18 protein-coding genes are annotated in these 22,905 nt (G+C 55.8%); 6 read left to right on the forward strand and 12 right to left on the reverse strand.

Annotation, left to right across the window (positions count from 1 at the left end):
- The first annotated feature begins 133 nt into the window (after nucleotides 1-133).
- The gene (locus tag DYU11_RS12835) at nucleotides 134-541 is read left to right on the forward strand and encodes a Dabb family protein (RefSeq protein ID WP_119668058.1); all 408 of its coding nucleotides are present in this window, start codon (nucleotides 134-136) and stop codon (nucleotides 539-541) included.
- Between the two features lie 103 nt (nucleotides 542-644).
- Nucleotides 645-2,093 (forward strand): DUF1593 domain-containing protein, encoded by a 1,449-nt coding sequence (locus DYU11_RS12840; protein ID WP_119668059.1) that lies wholly within the window; start codon nucleotides 645-647, stop codon nucleotides 2,091-2,093.
- A gap of 2 nt (nucleotides 2,094-2,095) precedes the next feature.
- On the opposite strand, the gene DYU11_RS12845 is transcribed toward DYU11_RS12840, so the two are convergent.
- Both DYU11_RS12845 and DYU11_RS12850 read right to left on the reverse strand, forming a co-directional pair.
- Nucleotides 2,096-2,476, reverse strand: a complete 381-nt coding sequence (locus DYU11_RS12845; protein WP_119668060.1) for a protease inhibitor I42 family protein — start codon at nucleotides 2,474-2,476, stop codon at nucleotides 2,096-2,098.
- An 86-nt stretch (nucleotides 2,477-2,562) separates the two neighbouring features.
- Nucleotides 2,563-3,426, reverse strand: coding sequence for a sugar phosphate isomerase/epimerase family protein (locus DYU11_RS12850; RefSeq protein WP_119668061.1), 864 nt, complete (start codon nucleotides 3,424-3,426; stop codon nucleotides 2,563-2,565).
- Between the two features lie 224 nt (nucleotides 3,427-3,650).
- On the opposite strand from DYU11_RS12850, the gene DYU11_RS12855 reads away from it, so the two are divergent.
- Complete coding sequence (locus tag DYU11_RS12855; RefSeq protein WP_119668062.1) at nucleotides 3,651-3,953, forward strand: DUF1330 domain-containing protein; 303 nt, start codon at nucleotides 3,651-3,653, stop codon at nucleotides 3,951-3,953.
- Nucleotides 3,954-3,988: 35 nt separating this feature from the next.
- Here the strand turns inward: DYU11_RS12855 and DYU11_RS12860 are convergent, their stop codons facing one another.
- From DYU11_RS12860 to DYU11_RS12875, 4 genes are read right to left on the reverse strand one after another with little or no spacing between them, the layout of a single operon-like run.
- The gene (locus DYU11_RS12860) at nucleotides 3,989-4,330 is read right to left on the reverse strand and encodes an L-rhamnose mutarotase (RefSeq protein WP_119668063.1); all 342 of its coding nucleotides are present in this window, start codon (nucleotides 4,328-4,330) and stop codon (nucleotides 3,989-3,991) included.
- A 36-nt stretch (nucleotides 4,331-4,366) separates the two neighbouring features.
- Nucleotides 4,367-5,188: a sugar phosphate isomerase/epimerase family protein gene (locus DYU11_RS12865; protein ID WP_199736719.1), complete on the reverse strand. Its 822-nt coding sequence runs from the start codon at nucleotides 5,186-5,188 to the stop codon at nucleotides 4,367-4,369.
- Between the two features lie 4 nt (nucleotides 5,189-5,192).
- Nucleotides 5,193-6,221 (reverse strand): zinc-binding alcohol dehydrogenase family protein, encoded by a 1,029-nt coding sequence (locus tag DYU11_RS12870; protein ID WP_119668065.1) that lies wholly within the window; start codon nucleotides 6,219-6,221, stop codon nucleotides 5,193-5,195.
- On the reverse strand, nucleotides 6,214-7,170 hold the full coding sequence (locus tag DYU11_RS12875) for an aldo/keto reductase (RefSeq protein ID WP_119668066.1): 957 nt from the start codon (nucleotides 7,168-7,170) through the stop codon (nucleotides 6,214-6,216). Before DYU11_RS12875 ends, DYU11_RS12870 begins: the two co-directional genes overlap by 8 nt.
- 355 nt (nucleotides 7,171-7,525) lie before the next feature.
- Between DYU11_RS12875 and DYU11_RS12880 the strand changes: the two genes are divergently transcribed.
- On the forward strand, nucleotides 7,526-8,257 hold the full coding sequence (locus DYU11_RS12880; protein WP_119668067.1) for a 3-keto-disaccharide hydrolase: 732 nt from the start codon (nucleotides 7,526-7,528) through the stop codon (nucleotides 8,255-8,257).
- 17 nt (nucleotides 8,258-8,274) lie between these two features.
- Here DYU11_RS12880 and DYU11_RS12885 read toward each other — a convergent pair whose 3' ends face one another.
- A complete protein-coding gene (locus tag DYU11_RS12885) occupies nucleotides 8,275-8,547 on the reverse strand; it encodes a hypothetical protein (RefSeq protein ID WP_119668068.1) in 273 nt (90 codons plus the stop codon).
- Nucleotides 8,548-8,756: 209 nt separating this feature from the next.
- On the opposite strand from DYU11_RS12885, the gene DYU11_RS12890 reads away from it, so the two are divergent.
- Nucleotides 8,757-9,836 carry a phosphatidylinositol-specific phospholipase C1-like protein gene (locus DYU11_RS12890; RefSeq protein WP_119668069.1) on the forward strand — a complete coding sequence of 360 codons (1,080 nt, stop codon included), beginning with the start codon at nucleotides 8,757-8,759 and terminating at the stop codon, nucleotides 9,834-9,836.
- A gap of 2 nt (nucleotides 9,837-9,838) precedes the next feature.
- Nucleotides 9,839-12,499, forward strand: a complete 2,661-nt coding sequence (locus DYU11_RS12895) for a YncE family protein (RefSeq protein WP_119668070.1) — start codon at nucleotides 9,839-9,841, stop codon at nucleotides 12,497-12,499.
- A gap of 143 nt (nucleotides 12,500-12,642) precedes the next feature.
- Here the strand turns inward: DYU11_RS12895 and DYU11_RS12900 are convergent, their stop codons facing one another.
- From DYU11_RS12900 to DYU11_RS12920, 5 genes are all read right to left on the reverse strand, one after another.
- The gene (locus DYU11_RS12900) at nucleotides 12,643-15,102 is read right to left on the reverse strand and encodes an alkaline phosphatase family protein (RefSeq protein ID WP_119668071.1); all 2,460 of its coding nucleotides are present in this window, start codon (nucleotides 15,100-15,102) and stop codon (nucleotides 12,643-12,645) included.
- Nucleotides 15,103-15,205: 103 nt separating this feature from the next.
- Complete coding sequence (locus DYU11_RS12905) at nucleotides 15,206-16,690, reverse strand: SusD/RagB family nutrient-binding outer membrane lipoprotein (protein ID WP_119668072.1); 1,485 nt, start codon at nucleotides 16,688-16,690, stop codon at nucleotides 15,206-15,208.
- Nucleotides 16,691-16,700: 10 nt separating this feature from the next.
- A complete protein-coding gene (locus DYU11_RS12910) occupies nucleotides 16,701-19,829 on the reverse strand; it encodes a SusC/RagA family TonB-linked outer membrane protein (RefSeq protein WP_229365811.1) in 3,129 nt (1,042 codons plus the stop codon).
- A gap of 191 nt (nucleotides 19,830-20,020) precedes the next feature.
- Nucleotides 20,021-21,160 carry a helix-turn-helix domain-containing protein gene (locus tag DYU11_RS12915; protein ID WP_147367934.1) on the reverse strand — a complete coding sequence of 380 codons (1,140 nt, stop codon included), beginning with the start codon at nucleotides 21,158-21,160 and terminating at the stop codon, nucleotides 20,021-20,023.
- 72 nt (nucleotides 21,161-21,232) lie between these two features.
- On the reverse strand, nucleotides 21,233-22,765 hold the full coding sequence (locus tag DYU11_RS12920) for a RagB/SusD family nutrient uptake outer membrane protein (RefSeq protein ID WP_119668075.1): 1,533 nt from the start codon (nucleotides 22,763-22,765) through the stop codon (nucleotides 21,233-21,235).
- Nucleotides 22,766-22,905 lie beyond the last annotated feature (140 nt).

Raw genomic sequence — 22,905 nt, forward strand, 5'->3', positions numbered from 1 at the left:
ACAAGTAAATCCCCGCAAACCTTGCCATACAGCTAAAATAACAGGCCCTAGCCTCAACTTATTTGTTTCGCCACCATCCGCTGCTGATTTTTGTCCCTGAATCTCCATTCGAACCAGTTGTCCATATAACCTGATGAAAGAACAATCTCGTCGCGCGTTTGTCAAGAAGACCGTTGTCGCAGGCTTAAGCGCCACGACCGTGCCCGCCCTGTCGGCTGCGGCCCCCAAAGATGTATTTGTCCACCACGTATTATTTTACCTGAAAAACGCCGGAAATGAGGCTGATAAAGCCAAACTACTGGAAGGCCTGAACAAATTAGCTAAGGTCCCCACCATCAAAATGGTGCACATCGGCACCCCGGCGGCCACCAACCGCGACGTAATTGACCGGAGCTATACCTTTTCGTGGCTGTGTTTGTTCGATAGTGCGGCCGACGAAGAAGCGTACCAGAAGCACCCCATTCACGACGAGTTCCGGAACAACTATGCCTCGCTGTGGGAGAAAGTCGTTATCTACGATTCGATAGGCCCCAGACGATAGCCGACGCGAACCGGTAAACCAATGATCGTTTACCGGTTCGTTACTCAAACAACGTAATTTTTACTTACTTGGCGCTGCAAACCCTAACCCGACGCCTGTTGCCATGCTCCGCCTTCCACCTGTCAGTCTGCTGCTGACGTTTCTCTTCTTTTCTATAACGTATATTGCACAGGCTCAGGCGGTTCAGCTCACGAATGTGCCCAAACCACGGGTCATCGTTCTGACCGACATCACCAACGAACCCGACGATCAGGAATCGCTGGTGCGGTTTCTGGTCTATGCCAACGAATACGACGTTGAAGGCATCGTCGCGACTACGTCGACTCACCTGCGGGGCCAGGTCCGGAAAGACAAAATTGTGGAAGCCATTGACGCCTACGGACAGGTACGTACCAACCTGCTGAAGCACGCGCCGGGTTACCCAACAAAAGAGCAGTTGATGGCAGGGGTCACTGAACACGTACCGCTGTATGGTATGGCAGGCGTAGGAGCGGGCAAAACGTCGTCCGGGTCGCAGCTCATCGTCAAAGCGGTCGATCGGGCAGACGACCGGCCCGTCTGGGTAAGCATGTGGGGTGGGGCCAACTGCCTGGCGCAGGCGCTCTGGGATGTTCGTCAGTCCCGCAGTAAACCCGAGCTGGATAAATTCGTCGCCAAATTACGGGTCTACTCCATCTCTGATCAGGACGATTCGGGTCGATGGCTCCGGCTGGAGTTTCCCGGTCTTTTCTACGTAGTGAGCCCCAGCAATACCGACTGGCGCGAATACTGGCGGGCAACCTGGACCGGTATTTCGGGGGATCGTCAGTACCGCAACGGACCCATGCACCATTTTACGCTGGTCGACAACCCCTGGCTGGAGCAGCATGTCATGAAGAACCACGGTCCGCTGGGAGCGCTGTATCCTAAACTGGCTTATATCATGGAAGGCGATACCCCCTCGTTTCTGGGGCTGGTCAACAACGGCCTGGGCAGCAGCCTGAGTCCGGCGTACGGCGGCTGGGGCGGACGCTACGTCTGGTACCAGTGTTACGCCGAAACGCACCCCATCTGGACGAACTCGCAGGATTCGCGCGATGAGGTGGTGGCTCAGGACGGCAAAACCTACGTGTCGGATCAGGCCACGATCTGGCGGTGGCGCGAAGCATTCCAGCACGATTTTGCCGCCCGCATGGACTGGTGCGTAGCAGCGAACTACGCCGACGCTAACCATAATCCGGTTGTTGCCCTCCAGGGCGACAAGGGCAAGGCCATCGTTCGACTGACCGTAGCACCGGGCGCAACCGTAACGGCCGATGCCAGCGGAACCAGCGATCCGGACGGGCACGCGGTGACTTACAACTGGTTCGTGTACAAAGAAGCCGGAACGTATGCCGGTGCATTAGCCTTAACGGGCAGCGCTACGCCAACGGCCCGGTTTACGGCCCCAACGGTTGACAAACCCGTCGATATCCACTTAATCTGCGAGGTAAGGGACAACGGCACGCCAAACCTGTTCGGCTACCGGCGCCTGCTTGTCACCGTTGATCCAAAGCAGGTCAGCAACCGCTGAGATCACTTTGTCACGACCTGCACTACGTAGGTCTTGCGGGGCTGACCACTCCCCTGCTCACCGGCCCGCTTCTCGCTGAACACGACTTTGGCAGTACCGGTGGTCACGCCTTTGATCTCGAAGATAGCCGGCCCGGAATTGTCGCGAGTCAACGTATCGACGGGCGGAGCGAGTTGTCGACGGGATACTTCGACGACTTCAGTATTGTCCGACGAACCGATCAGCTGGATGGTACTGTCGCCCTGACTGGCCAGCCTGATTTCCTTAATTTCGCCGACTGCCACCCGCAGCCGCTGCTGCCGACCCGTATTCTCATTTCCATTTTTACCGGTGGCGCAAGCGCTTAGCCCGGCAATGAGCAACGTATAGACGATCTGTTTCATGCTCCCTATAACTGCTGAGCGCAGCAACGGTTTACGCGGGGGTGGTCCATCCGCTTCAACGAACCAACGGCAGGTACGTAGCAGGATCAGGATTTGCGTTTGCCCGGGCGGGTAGCGTCGCAGACGCCCCGAAAATAACCAACGGATTCGGCAATGCCCGCCAGTGGGTCTTTCATATCTTTTTCGTATTCCAGGCTGCAGGAACCCGTATACCCAACCTTTCGGAGTGCGCCGACGAACGCAGGGATATCGATTACTCCCCGGCCCAGTTCACAGGTTTTTCCTTCTTTGGAAGCCGCCGTTACGTTTTTGAGGTGGATGTCAAAAATGCGCTTGGCGTACGTTTGCAGATCCGCAACGGGATCATCACCATTCCGGCGGTCGTGTCCCATATCGAAACAGAAACCAATGCGTGAATCAAGGTCTTTGATCTCTTTCCAGATAGACACTGCATTGGGATAGAGTTCAATATCCGGCCCGTGGTTGTGGATCGCAAACCGCATGTCGTACGCCTTCACTTTTTTATCGACGTACGGCAAAAGCTGGGTATTCGGTACGCCGATGATGAGCTTCACCCCCACCCGTTTGGCATACTCAAACGCCCGGTCGACCTCCGCTTCGGTTTTCATGTAGATCGGTCCGACGGCGTAGCCCGTTACGTTGGATTGCTTCAGCTTTTCGTGGAACGCGGCAATCTGTTCCGGGGTGCTGTCGAGCGGCAGGTGGAAATCTTTGATGCACAAATAGCGTACATCCACCTTACGCATCATCTCAAGCGCCTGATCCAGTTTAAAATGAACGAAGGAGTACCCGGCCATGCCGAGTTTAAACAAGTCCTCATCGGGCGCACTGACGGGTTGGGTAGCGTTGCCGGCAGCCAGCACCGGACTGAAGCCCGCCATGGTCAGGTAGCCGCCGGTATTTTTCAGAAACGATCTGCGGGTTGTCATTAAGAAACCTTGATTAGTTGTTGCTTATTAAAGCAGGAACCCAACGCCGGCTAACCTTCGGTGGCGCACATTTCCGGATTTATCTTTACATCGTACGTAAGCCGGGCATCCTTTTCAGCAAAATTCATCATTTTAGCGGCATCGGTAGTCCAGGCCGACCAGACTCAGCCGGTAGCGGCCGCTGCGTGCCGTCTGGATCGTTTCACTACTCAATCCGTTGCCCGATGGTATACTATACTCAGGTGCTGTTCGTCGTTGAGGGGCAGGAAGCCATATTTGAATCGTTTGAAGAGCAGGTGCTGCCGCTCCTCAGCCAGTTCAACGGCGAACTGCTGTACCGGATACGACCACCCCGGTCCGCCGTGCTGACGACCAGCATTGGCTACCCCTACGAAATTCACCTGGTTTGTTTTCCCAGGCAGACCGATTTTGAAGCCTACCGCGACAACCCCCAGCGACTGGCCTGTCTGCCCCTGAAAGACCAATCCATTGCCCGGGTATTGCTCATCGAAGGGAAGGCCCTGTAATCAGCCTGGGCCAGGGTCAGACGTCAGTTGGCTTCTTACTTTTCGAACTGAAAAATCTGTTCCATCAGCACCCACTTCTGGCCGGGTTTAGCACCCGGTACGGCCTGCTGGTAGTTCCACATCAGCTCCTCCCAGCGCTGAACATGGGGGTTGCCGGCGTCCATGGCGGCTTTTTTCTCGAACGAGAAATTGTCGTCGGTTTCCAGAATCATCACCATTCGGGTGCCGAACCGGTAAATCTGAAGATCGAGTACACCGGTAGCCAGGTCGTTTTGCCGAACCTCGGGCCAGCCTTTACCGGGCGCGTGCCAGGCTTCGTATTCCTTGATCAGGTCAGGGTCGTCTTTCAGGTCGAGGGTTAAACAGAATCGCTGCATAGGGGATGCTTCTGTCCGAAGCGGAAACGAGGTGAGTTAATGACTTGACACAAAATACTGTTGGTAGGCACGGATCGTCTGCTCAGCGGCCGCATCGGGATCAGGCCAGGGAAACGCTTCGGCGGAGATATAACCGCCGTAGCCAATCTCGGTCAGGGCCTCGACGATCCCATTCATCTCCGTGTGCCCGAAGCCAACGGGACGGCGGTTACTGTCGGCAAAATGAACATGCCCAATAGCCGTCCCCGCCGAGCGGATACTGTCGGGCAACGACGCTTCTTCCAAATTCATGTGGAACAGATCGGCCAGCAGGCGCACGTTACGGGTTGCCAACGTAGTAAGCAAAGCAACGCCGTCGTCCAGGCGGTTGATCAGGTTGGTTTCGTAGCGATTCAGCGGCTCGTAAATCAACGGTACGCCCTGGCGTTCGGCATAGTCACCGAGTTGGTTCAGCCCCTCGGCCAACCAATCTAGAGCCTGCTGCCGCGATGCGGTTGGCGCTGCGTTCCCCTGCATGGAGCCAATAATGGCCGGAGCCTGAACCTGCGCGCCGAATTCGATCATGTCCTGAATAAACTGCCTGGCCTTAGCCCGAACAGCGGGGTCCGGGTCGGTTAACGTTAGTCCATGCATGACTTTACCGGCCCCGGTCCCAACCGCGGCTATCGCCAGGTTATACTGCTCGCCCAATGCGGTCAGTTGGTTGGGGGCGATGGCGTCTGTCGAAGCGGTGAAGAGTTCAACGGCATCAAACCCCAGCGTGGCGGCTTTCTGCATACCCGCTTCCAGATCGTCCCAGTAAATCCAGGGCCCCGTTCGGATCGACGGCACCAACGCAATGGTTACGCAGGATTTCATGCGGCTAGTCATCCAGATCAACCATTATTTTTGTAATGGGTCCCGGATTTGCCGACCAGTCGGCCAGCGCAGCCCCGGCTTCATCCAGGCTGACGGTTCGGCTGATTACCGCGTCGACGGGGAACCGCCCCGACTCCAGATAGCTGATTACGTCCGGGAAGTCGCCCAGGCAGTTGCGGGAGCCTAATATTTCGACTTCCTTGCGCACGAACGTACCGGTCTGATAAGCCACCGGCTGTTTGGCGTAGCCGATATAAACGACCCGACCCGTGTAGGCCACCTCATCGACAGCCGCGCGGTACGTAGCCGCATGGCCGACCGCTTCAATCACGACATCGGGACCATCGCCGTCGGTGATCTGCATCAGCGCTTCGTGCAGATCCACCTTCGTGGTGTTGATGGTGTGGGCAGCGCCGGCTTTGCGGGCAATCTCCATTTTGGCATCGTCAATATCGATTGCAATGACCTCGCCCCCCCGGTTCACCGACGAGGCTATGGCACCCATGCCGACAATTCCACACCCAATCACGGCTACCTTCTCCCCGGCGTCCACCCGACCACGGGCTGCCGCGTGGAAGCCAACCGTCAGGGGTTCGACCAGCGCCAGTTCCCGTACCGAAAGGGCATCGGACGTATGCAGCTTCTCCCAGGGCACGGCAATGTACCGCGTCATAGCCCCCGGCCGCCGAACGCCCATCGTCTTGTTATCCTGGCAGGCATTGGGGCGTCCCTTCCGACAGGAGATGCACCGCCCGCAGTTCAGATACGGGTTGACGGTTACCCGCATCCCCGGCCGAAACGATGCCGGCACACTCGGGCCAGCGTCGATAATGGTAGCACCCACTTCATGACCCAGTACGTTTGGGTATTCCTGTAACTCAAACAGACCCCGGAAGCCATTCAGATCCCCCCCGCAAAACCCTACCCGACTCACCTGCAACAGGACGTCGCCGTCGCCGGGCCGCGGCATATCGATCGCCCGCACTTCCGTTTTGCCGGGTTCAACCAGAACCAGCGCACGTATTTTATTCATTGATTTCGTTCGGTTTACGCACATTATTCTCGGGTTTCCCTTCAAACCACATCCAGTTTTTAACCGGCGCTACCAACGCGTCAATGCGTTCGAGCAGGCCGTCGGGAATGGTAAAATCGAGGACGCGCACGTTCTGGTCGACCTGCCGCTGCGCATTCATACCGATGATGGTGGTGGCAATGGCCGGATGATCCAGGGCAAACCGGATCGCTACGTCGCTCAGCGCTATGCCGTGTTCACGGCACAGGTCAAGAAGCTTCGGCTGCAGGTCTTTAACCGGCTGGGGCGAATTCTGCCAGGCCGGAATGGGCGCATCCGACAGGATGCGCTGCATCAGCGGAGCCGCATTCAGCAAGCCAAATCCTTTCTGCTTCGACAGGGGAACCAGTTCGTCGTTGATCTCGTCGTTGAGCAGGGTGTAGTGCCCCCAGGAGAGAACCGTATCGACCTCTACTTCGCGGGCGATCTGCGCCAGGTACCGAACCGGCAGGCCCGAAAAACCGACGTAGCGCGCTTTGCCCTGCTTTTTCAAGGCCAGTGCCGCCGGAATGGCCTCGTTCAGCACCTGCTCCCGGTCGCCGAACTCGATGTCATGAACCTGAAAGAGATCGACGTAATCCGTTTGCAGTCGCTCCAGCGATTCGTCGATGCTGGTCATAACCCGCTGGTAGGAGAAATCGAAGACCCCGTTTGCATACCGGCAGCATTTGGTGGCCAGCAGAATGTCGTTTCGTTTGTTGAGAAGAGCCTTCCCCAGACGCTGTTCGGCGAGCGTATCACCATAAAACGGGGCGACATCGAAGAAATTGATGCCGTGGTCAATGGCCGAATGAACCGCCCGAATGGCGTCCTGCTCGTCCGTTGTGTCGAAGACGTTTCCTAAGGGCGATGCACCAAACCCAATGCTGGATACGTGCATATCGGTCTTCCCGAGCCTTCTGTACTCCATGAAATTACGTTTACGAATTAGGTTGAGGGTCTTTGTCAGGTACGGCTGATTGTGTCGTCACCTGAGCCGGCAAGATACGGTGAAATCGCCGTAAGCGCACCCGGCGTCAGGCTGGGCCGTTCGGGGTGATCCCACATTTCTTTCCACCCTTATCAGTAGATACGTCGGCTTGCTTTATTTACTCAGTATTTGCCGGGACGACCCCAACTTTTTTATCGTTCCGAAATACGAGGCATCTTCTGAAACCAGAGGCCTTCTTCCCGTCACCCGAAGTTTCTCCGTATCCCGGAATGGCAAAAGTGCCCCTACCGGGCAGGACAGTACTTTTTCAGACCGTTTGTGTTCTTCATCCCGTATGAAACGAATTCCTTACTTGACCGGCTTCATTTGTCTGAGTCTGCTTGTTGCGTCAGGGCTGGCCCTGGTCTCTTTTCGATCGGCCGACTCGTTCGCTGCCGGAACTGCATCGACACCCACGCAGACCGTCGCCAGGGGGTGGCGCCAGCTATTCAACGGCAAAGACCTGAGCGGCTGGAAACACGTTGGGCAGGGGCGTATGTCGGTCGATAAAGGCCTGATTCGGGGGCATGGCGGGATGGGACTGCTCTACTGGACCAAAGAGACGTTCAGCAACTGCACCCTGCGCATTGTGTACCGCATGGAAAAAGAAAACAGTAACGCAGGCGTCTTTATCCGCATCCCCGTCGAACCGCGGGAAGAATGGATGCCGGTCCATTACGGCTATGAAGTGCAGATCGACAACCACCCCGAAACGTCTAACGAAGACGAGTACCACGTAACGGGCACGCTTTACTCCCTGACCAAACCGCTGGCCAAGCCCGGAAAACCCGGCCCCAGCTGGAACACCATGGAGATTACGTTGGATGGCGACCGTACGATCGTGACCGTGAACGGCGTAAAGGTGACCGATTACCGGGAAGGGCAGCCGGTTCCGGCCCGCAAATTTGACTTTGAACCGTACCGCGGAAGACGCCCCACGGCGGGGTACATCGGCTTACAGAATCACGGAGCCAACGATGTGGTCTTCTTCAAAGAGGTGTCGGTGAAACCACTTGCCGCCCGGTAATACGCCTGAACGCCGGCTTACCGATTACCATCTTTCAGGACCACCAGGTTGGCCGGCGGCTGCCAGGCGCCGTCCTGCCAGGTAAACTCGAAGGATTCTTCACTGATCGACCACATGGCCCATTTGCCGGCATTGATGGTGTTGCTTACGTTCAGGCGGTACTGCTTGGCCACCACACCCACCGAGTGGGCTTTCTGTTGATCGGTTCCCTGTTCCGGTAAGCTCGCAAGGGCTTTTTCGTAGGCTTGCTGCGTGATAATATACTCCGTTTGTAAATCCTGTCGGGCCATTCTGTTGATTGATTGCCGGGTAACACTTCGGTAGGAAGACCGTTCCCTCCCATGTCTAACGAAAATGACCGGCCACTTGATTGGTGCATTCGATAAGAAGTCCGAAACCGACCGACGCGTCCTGGCGCTCCGTCGTACCCGCAACATTTAACGTAGGGGTAATACAGGGGGCCGTAACTTTCAACCATCAAGGCTTCGCTTAGTTAACCATGAAACAACGTCTTCCTCTTGTCGCCCTCGTCGTGGCGGCTTCGTTCACCCTTCCCGACATCGATTCCGCCAGGCTCAATCAGATTCAGGTGATCGGCTCGCACAACAGTTACAAACAGGCCATCGACCCGGCCTTGTTTGCCCTGCTGACCCGCACGGATTCAGTCGAACGTCGACCCAGCCGCTTTAAAGCCATCGAGTATAGCCACATCAGCCTGTCGGAGCAGCTTAACCTGGGGTTGCAGAACCTCGAAATTGATGTGTACGCCGATACTAAAGGCGGCAAATACGCCCACCCGAAAGGGCTGGCATTGGCTAAGGGGCAAAAACCGTACGATCCGGACGGCGTGATGAACGCGCCGGGGTTTAAAGTGCTGCACATTCAGGACATTGATTTCCGGTCGAACTGCCTGACGTTCGCGGCCTGCCTCGACGAGCTGAAACGCTGGTCGGCGGCCCACCCGAACCACTACCCGGTTTTTATCACCATGAACGCGAAGGATGACAAGATCGACCAGCCGGGCTTCACGGTGCCTGAGCCGTTTACGGCCCGGGTGTATGACCAACTGGACAGTACCATCCTGGCCGGACTCGGCCGCGGGAAGCTGATTACGCCCGACGACGTGCGCGGCCGCTCCGAAACTCTCGAAAAAGCCGTGCTGGCCGGCAACTGGCCGATGGTGAAAGCCGCCCGGGGCAAGTTCATGTTCGTGCTCGACGAGTCGGAAACTAAACGGGCGGCCTACATCGCCGGGCACCCCTCTCTGAAAGGCCGGGTGCTGTTCACGAATGCCGAGCCGGGTACGCCCGAAGCCGCTTTCCTGATCCTGAACGACCCGATTGCCGATGGTGCTAAAATTCGGGAACTGGTTAAAAAAGGCTACCTCGTCCGGACCCGCGCTGATGCCGACACCCGCGAGGCCCGTCTGAACGATACCCGCAAATTTGAAGCCGCCTGTGCGTCGGGGGCGCAGATCATCACCACGGATTACTACGCCAAAAGCACGCATTTTCCGTCCGATTACGTCGTGAGTTTCAACGGGGGTACGTATCTTCGGCTCAACCCTTTCCTTCGCTGACAATGACTAAGTTAACCGTGATTACCCTGTGCACCTGGCTGGCCATAAGCCTGTCCGTCAGTGCTCAGCGCCCCCAGCGGGCGTACCGCCACCGTGCCGACAAGCGGGTACTCAACGAAAAGTCGCCCCTGATTATGCCCTACAACCGGCTTACCCAATCGGCCGGAACAGTGCTGAGTTACGGCGATCCCAGGCTGGAGAACCACACACTCGACCTGGCCGTGCTGCCGGGCGGACAGCAGCTGGTGATCGAAGACCGCTACGGCATCGCCATCCTCGACCGGGCCAGCCAAAAAATCGGGCAGCGGTGGGCGTTCAGCAGCGTTCCTGAGTACAAATCGATGATGAGCACCTACTCGGGCATTGAGACGTTTGTATACCAGAACCAGACGTACATCGTATGGGGAGCGTCGGAGCGGGAACGGGGTAAGTCGGGCGTGATGGTAGCCACCTGGGCGGGCGGCAAAATCGGGTCGGTCAGCTTGATTCCGTTCAGCGCCGTAGCCCCCGCCCCCATTGCGCTCGCCAACGACGTAGCGGTCAGTCTGGAAGCGGGTGAACCTTATCTCTACGTTGTCCTGAACGGCAATAACCAGCTCGCCAAAGTTCGGTTTGCGGATAGGACCGTTGTCTGGACGGCCCCCACGGGTGTGGCTCCTTTCGGCGTCGCGCTGGCCGGCGACCGTGCCTACGTAACGAACTGGGCCGGGCCGGTGCCGGACTCAACCCAGCAGCGCGAAACGGCGGGGGTACCCTGGGGCAGCGCCTACGTTGATCCGCGGACGGGCGCAATCGTGCAGGGAACCGTATCGGTCATTGACCAGAAAACGGGTCGCCCCGACACCGAACTGCGGGTTGGTTTGCACCCCAACGCCATCATCCCCGACCGATTGGGTCAGCGGCTGTACGTCGCCAACGGCAACAGCGACCACGTATCGGTCATCGACGCGCAGACCCGACAGGTGACGGATTCCATTCCGGTAGGCCTGTTTCGGGGGCAAACGTCCTACATCGGCAGTACGCCCAACGCCCTGGCCCTCGACTCGTCGGGCCGCACGCTCTACGTCGCCAATGGGCTCGACAACGCCCTGGCGGTGGTGTCGGTGGCCGACAGACAGGTTCGGGGCTACATTCCGACCCAGGCTTATCCCGGCGGGGTTCTTTCTCTGGGCAACGACCTCTACGTAACCAACCTCGAAGGCAGCGGAGCCCGCATTGCCACAGCTGTCGATCTGGGCAACAACCGGACCGCCGATCCCATGAAACCCGGTCAGGAGGCCTACACGGCCCACCGGCAGCTGGCTACGCTGTCGGTCATTCCCGTTCCGACTGATGCTCAATTGACGAAATACACCGATCAGGTCCGGAAGCTGAGCCTGCAGTTCCGGCTGGCACTGGCCGAGCAGCTACCCCGTCCGGATGCCAGGCCCCGGCCCGTTCCCGAACGGATCGGCGAACCGTCGGTGTTCAAACACGTGGTGTACATCATCAAGGAAAACCGCACCTACGATCAGGTGCTGGGCGATATGCGGGAAGGCCGCGGTATGCCGTCGCTCTGCGTATTCGGCGACAGTGTGACGCCCAATCAGCACCAGTTGGCCCGCGAGTTCATGCTGCTCGACAACTACCACGTATCGGGCAAATCCTCCGCCGAAGGCCACCACTGGGCCGATGCCGCGATGGTGACCGACTACACCGAAAAAAGCGTTCGGGCGTGGTTCCGGTCGTACCCGCACGTCCTCTACGATGCGCTGGTGTACAACAAGAAAGGCATGATCTGGAACAACGCCCTCGACCACGGCAAAACGGTCCGCATCTACGGCGAAGCCTGCACCTGCCAGTTCGACAAGAAACAGTACGACTGGCAGAAGCTGTACCAGATGCGCGAAGCCGGGCAACCGTTTTCCTACACCAACACAACCACCATTTCGCGGGTGCAGCCCATTCTGGCGATGGATTTTCCCGGCTGCGACGATGAAACGATCAGCGACCAGATGCGGGCCGATGCCTTTATCCGCGATCTGAACGCAGCAGCCGCCCGTTCCGGCGACGACTGGCCGAACCTGATGATCATGGCCCTGCCCAACGACCACACAGCGGGCCTGAGTCCGCAGTTTCCCACCCCGCGGGCCATGGTGGCAGACAACGACCTGGCCGTCGGGCGGATTGTGGAAGCCATCCAGAAGAGCCGTTTCGCCGACAATACCGTTATTTTCATTACCGAAGACGATTCGCAGTCGGGTTGGGATCATATTTCGGCCTACCGAACGACGGGCTTCGTGGTGAGTCCTTACTCCCGGCTTCGGCGGACGGTCTCGACCAACTACAACCAGACGTCGATGATGCGCACGATGGAACTGATATTGGGGCTGCCACCCATGAACGTCATCGATGCCACGGCTCTGCCCATGTTCGACTGCTTTACGGACAAAGCCGACCCGACGCCTTTTACGGCCCTTCAAAACCGGATTCCACTGGATGAGATGAACAAGCCCCTGTCGAGTCTGCGGGGCAAGGCGCTGCACTATGCCCGCGAATCGGTAGAGCAGGCAGAAGAAGGCATCGATACCGGCGAAGACGAACTCATGAACCAAATTCTCTGGTTCGCCACAAAAGGCGACAAGCCCTATCCGCGTTTCCGCCACGCCGGTGAGAAAGAGTAGCCCGACTGCTGCGCAGGCGGACTGATTCTTTTTCGCCTTGTCATGGTCATGTCGGGTTATCGGGTTATAAACTCAATAGCCCGGCATGATCCTGATAGGACTTCAATTTGACACTATAGCCACATACTTCTTTTTTATCCGGATTAATCATCGTCATCATCGCCTTTGTTCACGACCCGCACGAAAGCGCTTCGGCGGGGAGCGGGCAGCACGGCGTCTTCACCACGTAATCCTTTCCAGAGAATTTCGTTGAACAGATTATCGTCAATACGGTCAACATCGGCAAAATCCAGTTCGGCCGAACGCCGTGCGCTGCGGGTGTCGGCGGTATTGAGCGCGTCGAGGTCAACGTTGGCCGGAACGGATTGGTACGGCGTTAGTGTTGGCGTAGCCGAAAACGCCCGGAACATGGGGGTGGCTCCGGCATCGTACTGGCTCATGGGCGGCAAGCCGAGAATCAGTTCTATCGTTCGCAACATGCCCGATGTCGAGTACATCGTATGGTCAACAAACTTCCGCTTTGTGTAAGGACTGATGACCAGGGCTGTCGACCGGTGCGCATCCACATGATCGGGGCCGTTCTGAGCGTCGTCTTCCAGAATAAAAATGGCGGATTCCATCCAGATCGGGCTTTTACTGATATGTTCAACCAGCAAGCCTACAGCCAGGTCGTTGTCGGCCACACAGGCGTAGGGCGTCATCTGCCCCACGGCCAGCCCGTGCGTATGGTCATTGCCGAGCCGAATTGAGTTAAAAGCAGGCACGGCGTTAGCGGTCAGCAACGAGTCGAAATCGCGTTTCCACTGGTAAAAGCGCGTCGTATCCTTGGTTTTATTGACGTAAAAAGTTGTGAAATTAGCGCAAACGTGCTGGTCGTCCAGTGCGGAAATGTTGCCTTTCGTTTTGTCGACAAACACACCGTAACTGCGGTAACTGACGCCCTTTCTCTTGCAGAAATCCCAGATGAAGCCGTCTTTGTCGTTGGCAATCTGCCGGCGGCCCATGCCCTCCGTCGTGCCCCCGCGCCGACCATAGCCGGTGGGCCAGGTTTTTTCGAGGTAGTCATTGGCATGGGCGGCCATGCTCCAGTTGTGCCCGTCGGCGCTCACCTCGGCGTCAACGTAGAAATTATCGAAGAGCACAAACTCGCGGGCCAGCTTGTGCTGATTCGGTGTGTATTTTTCACCAAACAGGCAAAGCGTCGAGTCGCCGTTGCCTTCTTTCATATCCCCGAACACCTGGTCGTAGGTCCGGTTTTCCTTCATTACGTAGAACACGTATTTGATGGGTGATTTCTCACCTACTTTCATAGGTATTGGATTACCCGGTTCCCCATCAACAATCAGTTCTTTTTCCTTTTTGTAGGGCGAGTTGGCGTACACCTTTTTCGAATAAACCGATAGCGCGGCTTCACCGGGCTCATCGATAATGCTCATGGTTCCCTTCATGAGGTTACCGATGTACTGCAGCCGATCATTGGCTTTTACTTCACCCAGGTGCGTTTCGGAGCGAACCGAACGACTCACCGGCTGCGGGCCCTGCGGATTGGCAAACGACGTGAACCCTTTGCCGTTCGTGGCAAAGATGCGTTTGCCGATTACCCGTACGTTGGTCGGGTACCAACCTACCGGAATAAACCCCTTCGAGGTACTTTTTCCCGGCTCGCTGACGTCAAAAACGGCCAGGCAGTTGTTGTCAGCATTAGCAATGTAGAGCTGTTTTTCATTGCTCGACAAAGCCAGCCCGTTCGTCACCGACCCAACCGGCGAGTTTGGGTACAGAGCCGCGTCCAGCACTTCGATGACTTTTTTGGCCTTTGTGTCAATGATCGACACGCTGTTATCGCCCGCATTGGCCACAAATAGAAACGTCCCCTTCTTGTTTAGAATCAGCTCATTCGGATTGTACGTAACGGGTATGGTATGCGTCAGCTTACGGGCCTGGGGGTCGTAAACGGCGACCTGCCTGCCACCCCAGAGCGAGATATACAGTTCCTTCCGATCCGGCGACAGCACACAAGTGTACGCTTCATGGCCTAAATCCTGCTTGTGTACCACGGCTTTGGTAGCCAGATCAATGACGTGTAGCGCCTTGCTTTCCTTCGTTACCACGTAGAGCCGGTTGCGGGCATCGTCGACTTCAATACCCACCGGTGAAATCTTCTCGGTCATCTTCTTGCCGAGAATCAGGCTGTCAGCCAGTACCAACCTGTTATTATTGACAGCGTACTTCAGAATCCAGTTGTCGTTTCCACCCGACGCGAACAGAAACTTCTCATCGCCACTGAACCGCAATCCGTAGAACGACTTCGGAATAACGACTTTGTCAATTACCTTTTCGGCACGAGCGTCGATTAGCTGGATGCTCTGCGTACCCTGGCCGTTATTAGTCACGGCCATGAGCTTACCCGACTTTGACACAGCAATGTTCAGCGGCAGGTCGCCCACCTCAAACGAGCGACCCGCCGGAGTCAGTCCCCAGCCGTTGGGCAGGAGCACCCGCCGGGCTTCAAGTTCGGCATCTAGTTTATTGAGGTCCGGCTTTTTCTGCGCCCAGACACTGGTTGCAACAGCAAATACCAAACAAATCAAAACGGCTCTCATGGTGAAATTGGGGTTCTATATTTTTTTTTACGCGCCTTTGCAGACGAATGCTCATCATATAGCCAGCGCAAGTACACACCCGCGCCGGCCACATTTAAGATCATCACTGCTCCCACCACGCTTTGACATCGCTGCGGTCGCCACCAATAGCAGCAACGGCGGTAGCCAGGTTTTCGGGGTTGAGTGATTGTAAATACGTCGGATATGGAACCCGAGACGGAAACTTATTCTCCGCCGGAATGCCCGACCCGCGTGGTAATACGGGATAACCGGTTCGGCGCTTTTCAAACCACGACTGATAATCGACAAAGAAATATGCATAATACTTCTGTAGCATGATCTGCTCCAGTTGCTTTTCGGATGCGGCTTTGTCGTTGTAGGCAACGCCTTTTTGCTCCAGATACCCCGCCGGCAGCGTAGCCCCCCACTGCGTCATCGATGCCCGGATACCCGCTTCGTAATGCGCTTTCGGTGTTTTTCCAGTATTGTATCCCTTCAGGGCCAGTTCTGCTTTAATGAATTCGAGTTCGGCATAGGGCATCATCACGCCGAGTTGCGGCAGGGTTTTCAGGAGGTCCGTATAACTGGAGTTACGCCCGACCACGTACTCCAGCGATGTCGGATAACCACTCTGAATACCTTGGTAGACACTGGCTCCGTTGACCGTCACGGGATTCATCCAGATAGCCCGGCGCGGGTCGTTGTCGGCGTTCATTTTGTTGACAAAAAACTCCGTAAAATACGTACCATCACGCCAATCCAGCGTTCGGGCGTTGAAGTACGGATTGAAATAGGGGAATGTACCGGGGTAGCGAAAAATAGCTTCGTCGGCGTTAGCTGCAAAGACCGGATACTTAATTGGATCAGCCAGAATGGCGTTGATCTGCTCCCTGACGTTGATCTCCCCGTCGCGCTTCGAGATACGTAACAACAGCCGCAGGCGCAGCGAATTGGCAAACTTCTTCCACTTTTGAATGCCCACGTTTTTCCCGCCCGACAAGGCGTTGGCGTTGTAGACCAGATCACCCCCGTACGTCAGCGCTTTCGTATCGTCAAACAGACCGTTGGCCGTTTCGAGATCTTTCAAAAGTTGAACGTAGATATCCTTCTGTTTGTCGAAGGCAGGATTGAAAACGCCCTCCGTCGCTTTGATTGCCTGCGAATACGGAATGTCGCCGTACAGGTCGGTCAGGATTGAGTACGCCCAGCTTTTGTAGACCAGTGCAATGGCCTTGTAGTTGTTTTCCTTTAACCGGTCGGCAATGGCGTAGATATCTTCAATGTCAGTTATGTTCGTGTAAAAGTTCGACCAGACACCAGCACCCGGATTAACCACGTAACGGTGCAGCCCACCCCCGCTCGTGCTGGCTCGTGGCGCATCGACCTGCATGAGTTCGTGGGTAAATGACCGGCCCGCCGAGACGCTCGCATTCACGATGCGGTATTGCAGTTGTCCCAGCATAACGCCCGGCGTAATTTCCTGGGGGCGGTTTGGATCAATATTCAACTCGTCAAAATTGTTGGTACAGGCGGTCTGCAAGAGGGCGACCAACGTTAGAAAAATACCTGTGATACGTATCGTTTTCATGTCAGATCGCTTATAGTTTGAAGGTTAGGTTTACGCCCATCGTGCGGGTTGAGGGGAACTGGGTCAGCTCCACGCCCGGCGTCAACGTGCCACTGTTCAGGTTGCCACCCTCAGGGTCAAAACCAGGGAATTTCGTAAAGTTGAACAGTTCCCGCCCGAAGAATGCCAGACTGCTTTGCCGGATCCCCACCCGGCTCAGTAAGGACACGGGCAGGTTAAATTCAAACCGGACTTCCCGGATCTTGATGAACGACGCATCGAAGATGTTCGTCTCGGCGTTGCTGATCTGGTAATAGTTGTCATAGTACGCGCTGGCTGGCACTTTCACTGTATTCGGCACAAACGAGCCATCGGGCTGCTTTACTACGCCGTCGCCGATGAGACCGCCATCGCGACCGGGCAGCGTCACCGTGGTTTTACCCAGTGTGTTGTTTTTGTGGTTGGTCTGTGAATACATGCTGCCGCCCTTCTGTCCATCGACCAGCACACTAACCCGCACATTCTTGATCGTAAATTCGTTGGCAATGCTGGCTTTCCAGTCGGCAAAGGCGTTGCCCCATTTCTTCGTCACCGGGTCGAGGGGAGCCGGTAAGCCAACCGACGAGTAGATGATCTGGCCATCCGGCGACCGCTGGAAACCACGGCCGTAAAGGTCACCCATCCGGCCGCCTACCCGCGCTTCAATCGTTACGTTACCGCCGTGATTGTAAATAATCTGGTTAGTGATGCCCTCAGCTAATTCGCGGACATAACTGCGGTTTCGCGACCAGAGCAGCGTTGTGTTCCAGCTAAAAGTCTGGTTCACAATAGGCTTGGCGGTCAGCTTCAGTTCAACACCTTTGCTGTTAATCAGACCGGCGTTGATGAGCGCGTTGGCGTAGCCCGACACCGGATCGAGCGGAATGGCCAAAATCTGGTTGCGGCTGTTGTTGTTATACACCGCTACGTCCAGGCCCAACCGGTTGTTGAACAACCGGATGTCGGCCCCAAACTCATAGCTTGACGTAATTTCCGGTTTCAAATCAGCATTAAACAGCGTTGATGGGTTGGTGAAGTTATTGCCGTAAATCCGGTCATAATACTTCGCCGTCTGGTACGGACGCGTATCGTTCCCTACCTGCGCCCACGACGCCCGAACCTTCGCGAACGAGACGGCCCGCGGCAGGGTGAACAGTTCGTTCAGCAGGAAGCTCGAACTTACCGAGGGGTAGAAAAACGAGTTGTTCTTAAACGGCAGCGTGCTCGACCAGTCGTTGCGGCCTGTTACGTCCAGGAAGATTTTCTCGTCGTAGGAGAACTGGGCGGCTCCGTATAAGCTGTTGATAGCCTTCTGGGTTTTCAGGGGATCAGCCACGGCTTGGTCCAGACTGTTTGAAATCTGGTAAATGCCCGGCTGAGCCAACTGGTCGGCGTAGAGCCCGGCGAAGTCGTACGTCTGCCGCATGGCGTTACCCCCCACTGAAGCCGTTACGCCAATCAGGCTACTTAGTTTATCACGGTAGGTGAGCAGGAAATCCGTGTTCGATTCATAACTGAAAACGTTCTGCTCCCGATACATGCCCCGTGGATACTTAGTCATGCTGAACGGCCGCTGCTGCGATCGAAACTCAAACGACATATCCAGACCCGTACGAACGAGCAGGTCCAGTTTGTCCGAGAACGTGTAGTTCGCGGATACGTTGCCGATGACACCGTGCTTGTTCATCTTGTTCAACATCTCGTACATACCCAGATACGGGTTATCGGGTCCGGGGTTAAACGGGTTCCGCTGTTGTACGTTTTCCAGACCAGGCTGCCAGTACGGCTTGAACCACTCCGGCCGGATGTTCGGGGCCGTGCCGATAATCAGAAAATACATCAGCGACTGGTTATTGTAGCCTGCGGCCGGCAGGTTGTCGCTTTTCTTGTTCGTGTAATTGACTTTCCCATTGATTTTGAGCCGGTCGGCAACCTTCTGATTCACCGACAAAGCTGCGTTGATACGCTCGAAGCCGGTGTTGGGAATGATCCACTTGTTCTTGAAATGCGTTATTGCTACTCGCGCAGATCCGTTTTCGCCCCCGCCCTCCAGTGCGACACTGTTGGAATACGTGACACCGGTCTGAAAGAAGCCAGAAATGTAATCTTTGTGGGGCACCCAGGGTGTTCGTTCGGTTGGTTTACCGTCGGGCGCATTGGGGTTATACTGAAAATACGACTGGCCATTAAACCTCGGTCCCCATGCCCGGCCAGCCGCCACTGACGTACTGGTGTTGGGACCATCCTGGCTGTCGAGGTAGGAATAGTAGGCATCGGTACGTCCTTCGCCATACTCAAACTGATAATCGGGGTAACGATTTACCTGTTCAATGTTGACGTTAGAGTTGACCGTTATGCCGATGCCTTTATCTTTCCGAACACCCGATTTAGTTGTGATAATAATGGCACCACCCGCGGCCCGGCTTCCATATAGAGCCGTAGCACCGGGGCCTTTCAGCACCGTCACCTTTTCAATATCATCTGGGTTCAGATCCGACAGGCTCGACCCATAATCGACCGGGCTATCCTGCGAGAGGTGGGATGTAAAACCGGTTCCCGTGATCCGGCTGCTGACCGGCACACCATCCACTACGATCAGAGCCTGATTGTTTTCCAGGTTCAGCGACGACTCCCCGCGCAATGTAATCCGCGACGACCCCATCGGTCCCGCGCCCGTTCCCTGAATGTTCAGCCCAGCTACCTTACCCGACAGCGAATTGACCCAGTTGCTGGTGCGCGCGTCTTTCACTGCGTTTTCGCTGACCGTCTGGGCCGCGTAACCTAATGACTTCTCTTCCCGTTTGATACCCAGCGCCGTTACAACCACTTCGTTAAGCATCTGGTCGTTGGGTTTAAGCTGTACGTCAATTTGCGACTTGTTGGCGAGGGGCACTTCGGTCGTTACGAAACCGACGAAACTAAACACCAGTACATCGCCTGGTTTCAGCGTCCTGGCGGGCGTAAGCGCGTAAGCGCCCGTTGCATCCGTTACGGCTCCGTTGAGTGTGCCTTTAATCACGACGTTAACTCCCGGGATGGGCTGGCCCTTGTCGTCAGAAACGACGCCTTTGATCATGGCCGTTTGTCCGAACAGACTACCAGCGCTCAACAGAAGCGCCATAACGAGTGTAGATACTGGCGTACGAACGGCCTTGAGCAGCTGAAGAAGTAAACAGTTGTGTTCCATTCTGGACGATCATCTGATAGGTTCGACGGCGAATCTACCCAGACGACCGGCGATCAGGCGTCCGAGCCGTTCGGCGCGGTTCGGGCCGAACGGCTCGGACATTACCAATCACAACTAATTAACTTTCAACTACTTATTTGTTTTACCTTATTTTTAAATTGTGCCCGCTTCGCCTTACTTTCGCTTAACACAAGCCGTTGGTACTCAGTTGGGCTCATACCGGTTACAGCCTTAAAATACGTATTGAACGTCGTCTTTGACTGGAAACCAACCTGACGCATCAACTCGGCCATACGGCGGCCCCGGGGGTTTTGGTTCAATAACCGAATCATCTCCTGCACACGGTATTCGTTGACGTACACGTAAAAATTTTTTCCGGCCTTTACCGACAATATCTGGGACGTATGCTGCCGGGATATAGCGAGCCGTCCGGCCAGGTCATCTAGAGAAAGCTCAGGATTGCGGTAAGGTTTCTCGCGCTCCATGAGGCTTTCTAATGCCTGCCATTGTTCCTCAATCTGATCCTGAGTCAATCCCGATTTTTTATACATAACCGCCTGCCGGTTTTCCTCAATGGATGGAACAGCGATTTCTTCAGAAAGCGTTGGTGCAGATTCGGCCTTCTGAGTAAAGAAAAAGCGAAGGCAGACGAACGAAATCAAACCGAAAATCAGGTATGGAATGAGGTGGCCTTCCCATTCGATCTGGAGCCACTCGGTCAGCAGTTTCGACCCTTTTCCAGTCAGACCAGCCGCAATGAACAATCCGCTGATTCGTTGTAGCAGGCTCTGATCAGCCTGGGAAGGTATTGGACTACGGCGTAGCATCACCAGCAGATAGCTGTGATACAACAGCAGCGAAATCACACCCAGGTTTCCGTATGGAGTAAAAATCGTCTTGAATAAGGCTGGGTTTTTCAGGGGCAGCTGCGTCAGCACGCTGAAGATGTAAAGAGCGAAAGCCGCGAAAAACGGAATGAGATGTAGTATATGAACAGGCCGGGACAATGGTTTACCGAGCAGTTGCCGGTACTGAAAATAGACCAGTGGCCCGTAGGCAAAGGTAGTAAAGCTGTTAAGCCGCCGAAACAGAACGGGGTCGTGTAAAATACCGAGAAGGTACAATTTAATGCCCAGGTGTAAAATCACCAGCGTCAGCAGGGCTTTGATGTAGCTGTAATCGCGGGACTGCGCGTGTCGGAGCGGCAACAGGTACAGAACAACGAGGGTTTGTACGAAGGCGAACGTCGTAACGAGAACAAGCATGCCGGGCTTTTTGGTAAAATTACCCAATCAGCCCGGCATGGATGGTTTAAGAAATTGTTACGTTAACGCGGCTCAATACCCCGGATTCTGGTACATACGCTCCGGATTCAGCTTCACCTCATCGAACGGAATTGGATAGTAATAATCCTTTGTCCCGAAGTTCGACACCTTGGCCGTTCCATAATCGGCCTGGCTCTTGGTTTGCATGTATGACACTAGTTCGGCCGGGGTGAAGAACCGCAGCAGATCAAACCAGCGGTGGTTCTCGAACGCCAGCTCCACCCGCCGTTCGTGCAGAATAGCCAGTTTCAGCGTCGGGTACTTACTGCTATAAGCCGGATTGTTTCTCGCCACCTCATAGGTCGGTAGTTTGGCCCGTTCGCGCACCATGTTCAGATACTGAATGGCCGTAGCTTCTTCACCCAGGTACAGGTGCGTTTCGGCCAGCATCAGAATTACGTCGGCGTACCGAATCAGAATCCAGTCGTTGCCGCCCCAGCCGTTGGTACCAGCCGCCGGGCTCGTGTCGCGGTACTTCGTGATGAAATAATCGCGTACGTTGCTGGCATTGGCGAACCTGATGGAAAAATCCCTGCGCGGATCGCCTTCTTCGTATTCCTTCACCAGATCCGGCTTGACGTTGCCGCCCGAACCGGTCGAGACGCGCAGCGAGTTGATGGTCTCGCCGGCAGCCTGGTTGTTAGCCGCGATGCTCGATGCAAAGTTTACGTCGCCCTGCCGGTACACGATCTGGAAAATAATTTCCGGGTTGGTCGATTTCTTCGACACGTCGAATACATCCTGATACGGGATGTCCTTCAGTGCCCCGAATGCTTTCTTGCTGTAGGCATTCGTCAGGTGGGTTTTCGCCTGATTCAGGTTAGCCGCGCGGTTGGCCTGGTCGAGGGTGGTTGCCATCGTCAGGTACACCTGCCCCAGCAGCGACAGTCCGGCGACCTTCGACACCCGGCCTTTGCTGGACGCGGGCTGGTGGTCGGGCAGTGGGCTGTTAACGACCTCCGTCAGATCGGCCACGATCTGCTCGTAGACTTTCTCTTTTTTCTCGCGGAACGTATTGGCCTGTACCTCATCGGCGGAGTTCAGGGGCCGGGTTACCAGCGGCACATCCCCCCACTTGCGGACCAGATGGAAGTAGATCAGCGCCCGGATGAATTTCGCTTCGGCCTGGTACTGCGCCTTCGTCTGGGCGTTGGCAAAGGTTACGTTCTCCATGCCGGCCAGCACCTGATTGGTGCGGGTGACAATCTGGTACAACGCCAGCCAGTGCGACTTCAGGTACGTATTGCTGGGCAGAATGGAAAAATCGTTGAACTGGAACGGTTCGCCGGCGTTCGACTGGTTGTCGTTCCGGCCCGTGTTATCCGACCGTTCTTCCGAAAACAGGCCGCTGCCTTCGGCGATTCCGTTGTTGTTGCGCAGGGATTGGTACACCCCGTTCAACCCCAGCAGCACATCATTTTCGGACTGGTAGTAATCGGCGGCTGACACGGCGTTCGGGTCGGTCTGCACCAGAAAATCCTCGTTGCAGGCCGCCAGCGGTAAGAGTGCACAGATGCACAATACGCGTAAGAATGTATGATTCATAAATGTAACGTCTTTGTTCTGATTCAGTTATTGTGAAATGACTAACTACGGATTGGACCGTGATTATTCGTTGTCCCTCGGTCAGACGTACCGTCAAGCCTACTTGTCCGCAGACTCGTGTCTGACGGTACGTCTGACCG

The organism is Fibrisoma montanum (assembly GCF_003583365.1).
Taxonomy (GTDB): domain Bacteria; phylum Bacteroidota; class Bacteroidia; order Cytophagales; family Spirosomataceae; genus Fibrisoma; species Fibrisoma montanum.

Excerpts from the sequence above, each read along its gene's own strand:
- DYU11_RS12835 (WP_119668058.1), top strand. The coding sequence starts at position 134 with ATGAAAGAACAATCTCGTCGCGCGTTTGTCAAGAAGACCGTTGTCGCA.
- DYU11_RS12840 (WP_119668059.1), top strand. The coding sequence starts at position 645 with ATGCTCCGCCTTCCACCTGTCAGTCTGCTGCTGACGTTTCTCTTCTTT.
- DYU11_RS12845 (WP_119668060.1), bottom strand. The coding sequence starts at position 2,476 with ATGAAACAGATCGTCTATACGTTGCTCATTGCCGGGCTAAGCGCTTGC.
- DYU11_RS12850 (WP_119668061.1), bottom strand. The coding sequence starts at position 3,426 with ATGACAACCCGCAGATCGTTTCTGAAAAATACCGGCGGCTACCTGACC.
- DYU11_RS12855 (WP_119668062.1), top strand. The coding sequence starts at position 3,651 with ATGGTATACTATACTCAGGTGCTGTTCGTCGTTGAGGGGCAGGAAGCC.
- DYU11_RS12860 (WP_119668063.1), bottom strand. The coding sequence starts at position 4,330 with ATGCAGCGATTCTGTTTAACCCTCGACCTGAAAGACGACCCTGACCTG.
- DYU11_RS12865 (WP_199736719.1), bottom strand. The coding sequence starts at position 5,188 with ATGAAATCCTGCGTAACCATTGCGTTGGTGCCGTCGATCCGAACGGGG.
- DYU11_RS12870 (WP_119668065.1), bottom strand. The coding sequence starts at position 6,221 with ATGAATAAAATACGTGCGCTGGTTCTGGTTGAACCCGGCAAAACGGAA.
- DYU11_RS12875 (WP_119668066.1), bottom strand. The coding sequence starts at position 7,170 with ATGGAGTACAGAAGGCTCGGGAAGACCGATATGCACGTATCCAGCATT.
- DYU11_RS12880 (WP_119668067.1), top strand. The coding sequence starts at position 7,526 with ATGAAACGAATTCCTTACTTGACCGGCTTCATTTGTCTGAGTCTGCTT.
- DYU11_RS12885 (WP_119668068.1), bottom strand. The coding sequence starts at position 8,547 with ATGGCCCGACAGGATTTACAAACGGAGTATATTATCACGCAGCAAGCC.
- DYU11_RS12890 (WP_119668069.1), top strand. The coding sequence starts at position 8,757 with ATGAAACAACGTCTTCCTCTTGTCGCCCTCGTCGTGGCGGCTTCGTTC.
- DYU11_RS12895 (WP_119668070.1), top strand. The coding sequence starts at position 9,839 with ATGACTAAGTTAACCGTGATTACCCTGTGCACCTGGCTGGCCATAAGC.
- DYU11_RS12900 (WP_119668071.1), bottom strand. The coding sequence starts at position 15,102 with ATGAGAGCCGTTTTGATTTGTTTGGTATTTGCTGTTGCAACCAGTGTC.
- DYU11_RS12905 (WP_119668072.1), bottom strand. The coding sequence starts at position 16,690 with ATGAAAACGATACGTATCACAGGTATTTTTCTAACGTTGGTCGCCCTC.
- DYU11_RS12910 (WP_229365811.1), bottom strand. The coding sequence starts at position 19,829 with ATGGCGCTTCTGTTGAGCGCTGGTAGTCTGTTCGGACAAACGGCCATG.
- DYU11_RS12915 (WP_147367934.1), bottom strand. The coding sequence starts at position 21,160 with ATGCTTGTTCTCGTTACGACGTTCGCCTTCGTACAAACCCTCGTTGTT.
- DYU11_RS12920 (WP_119668075.1), bottom strand. The coding sequence starts at position 22,765 with ATGAATCATACATTCTTACGCGTATTGTGCATCTGTGCACTCTTACCG.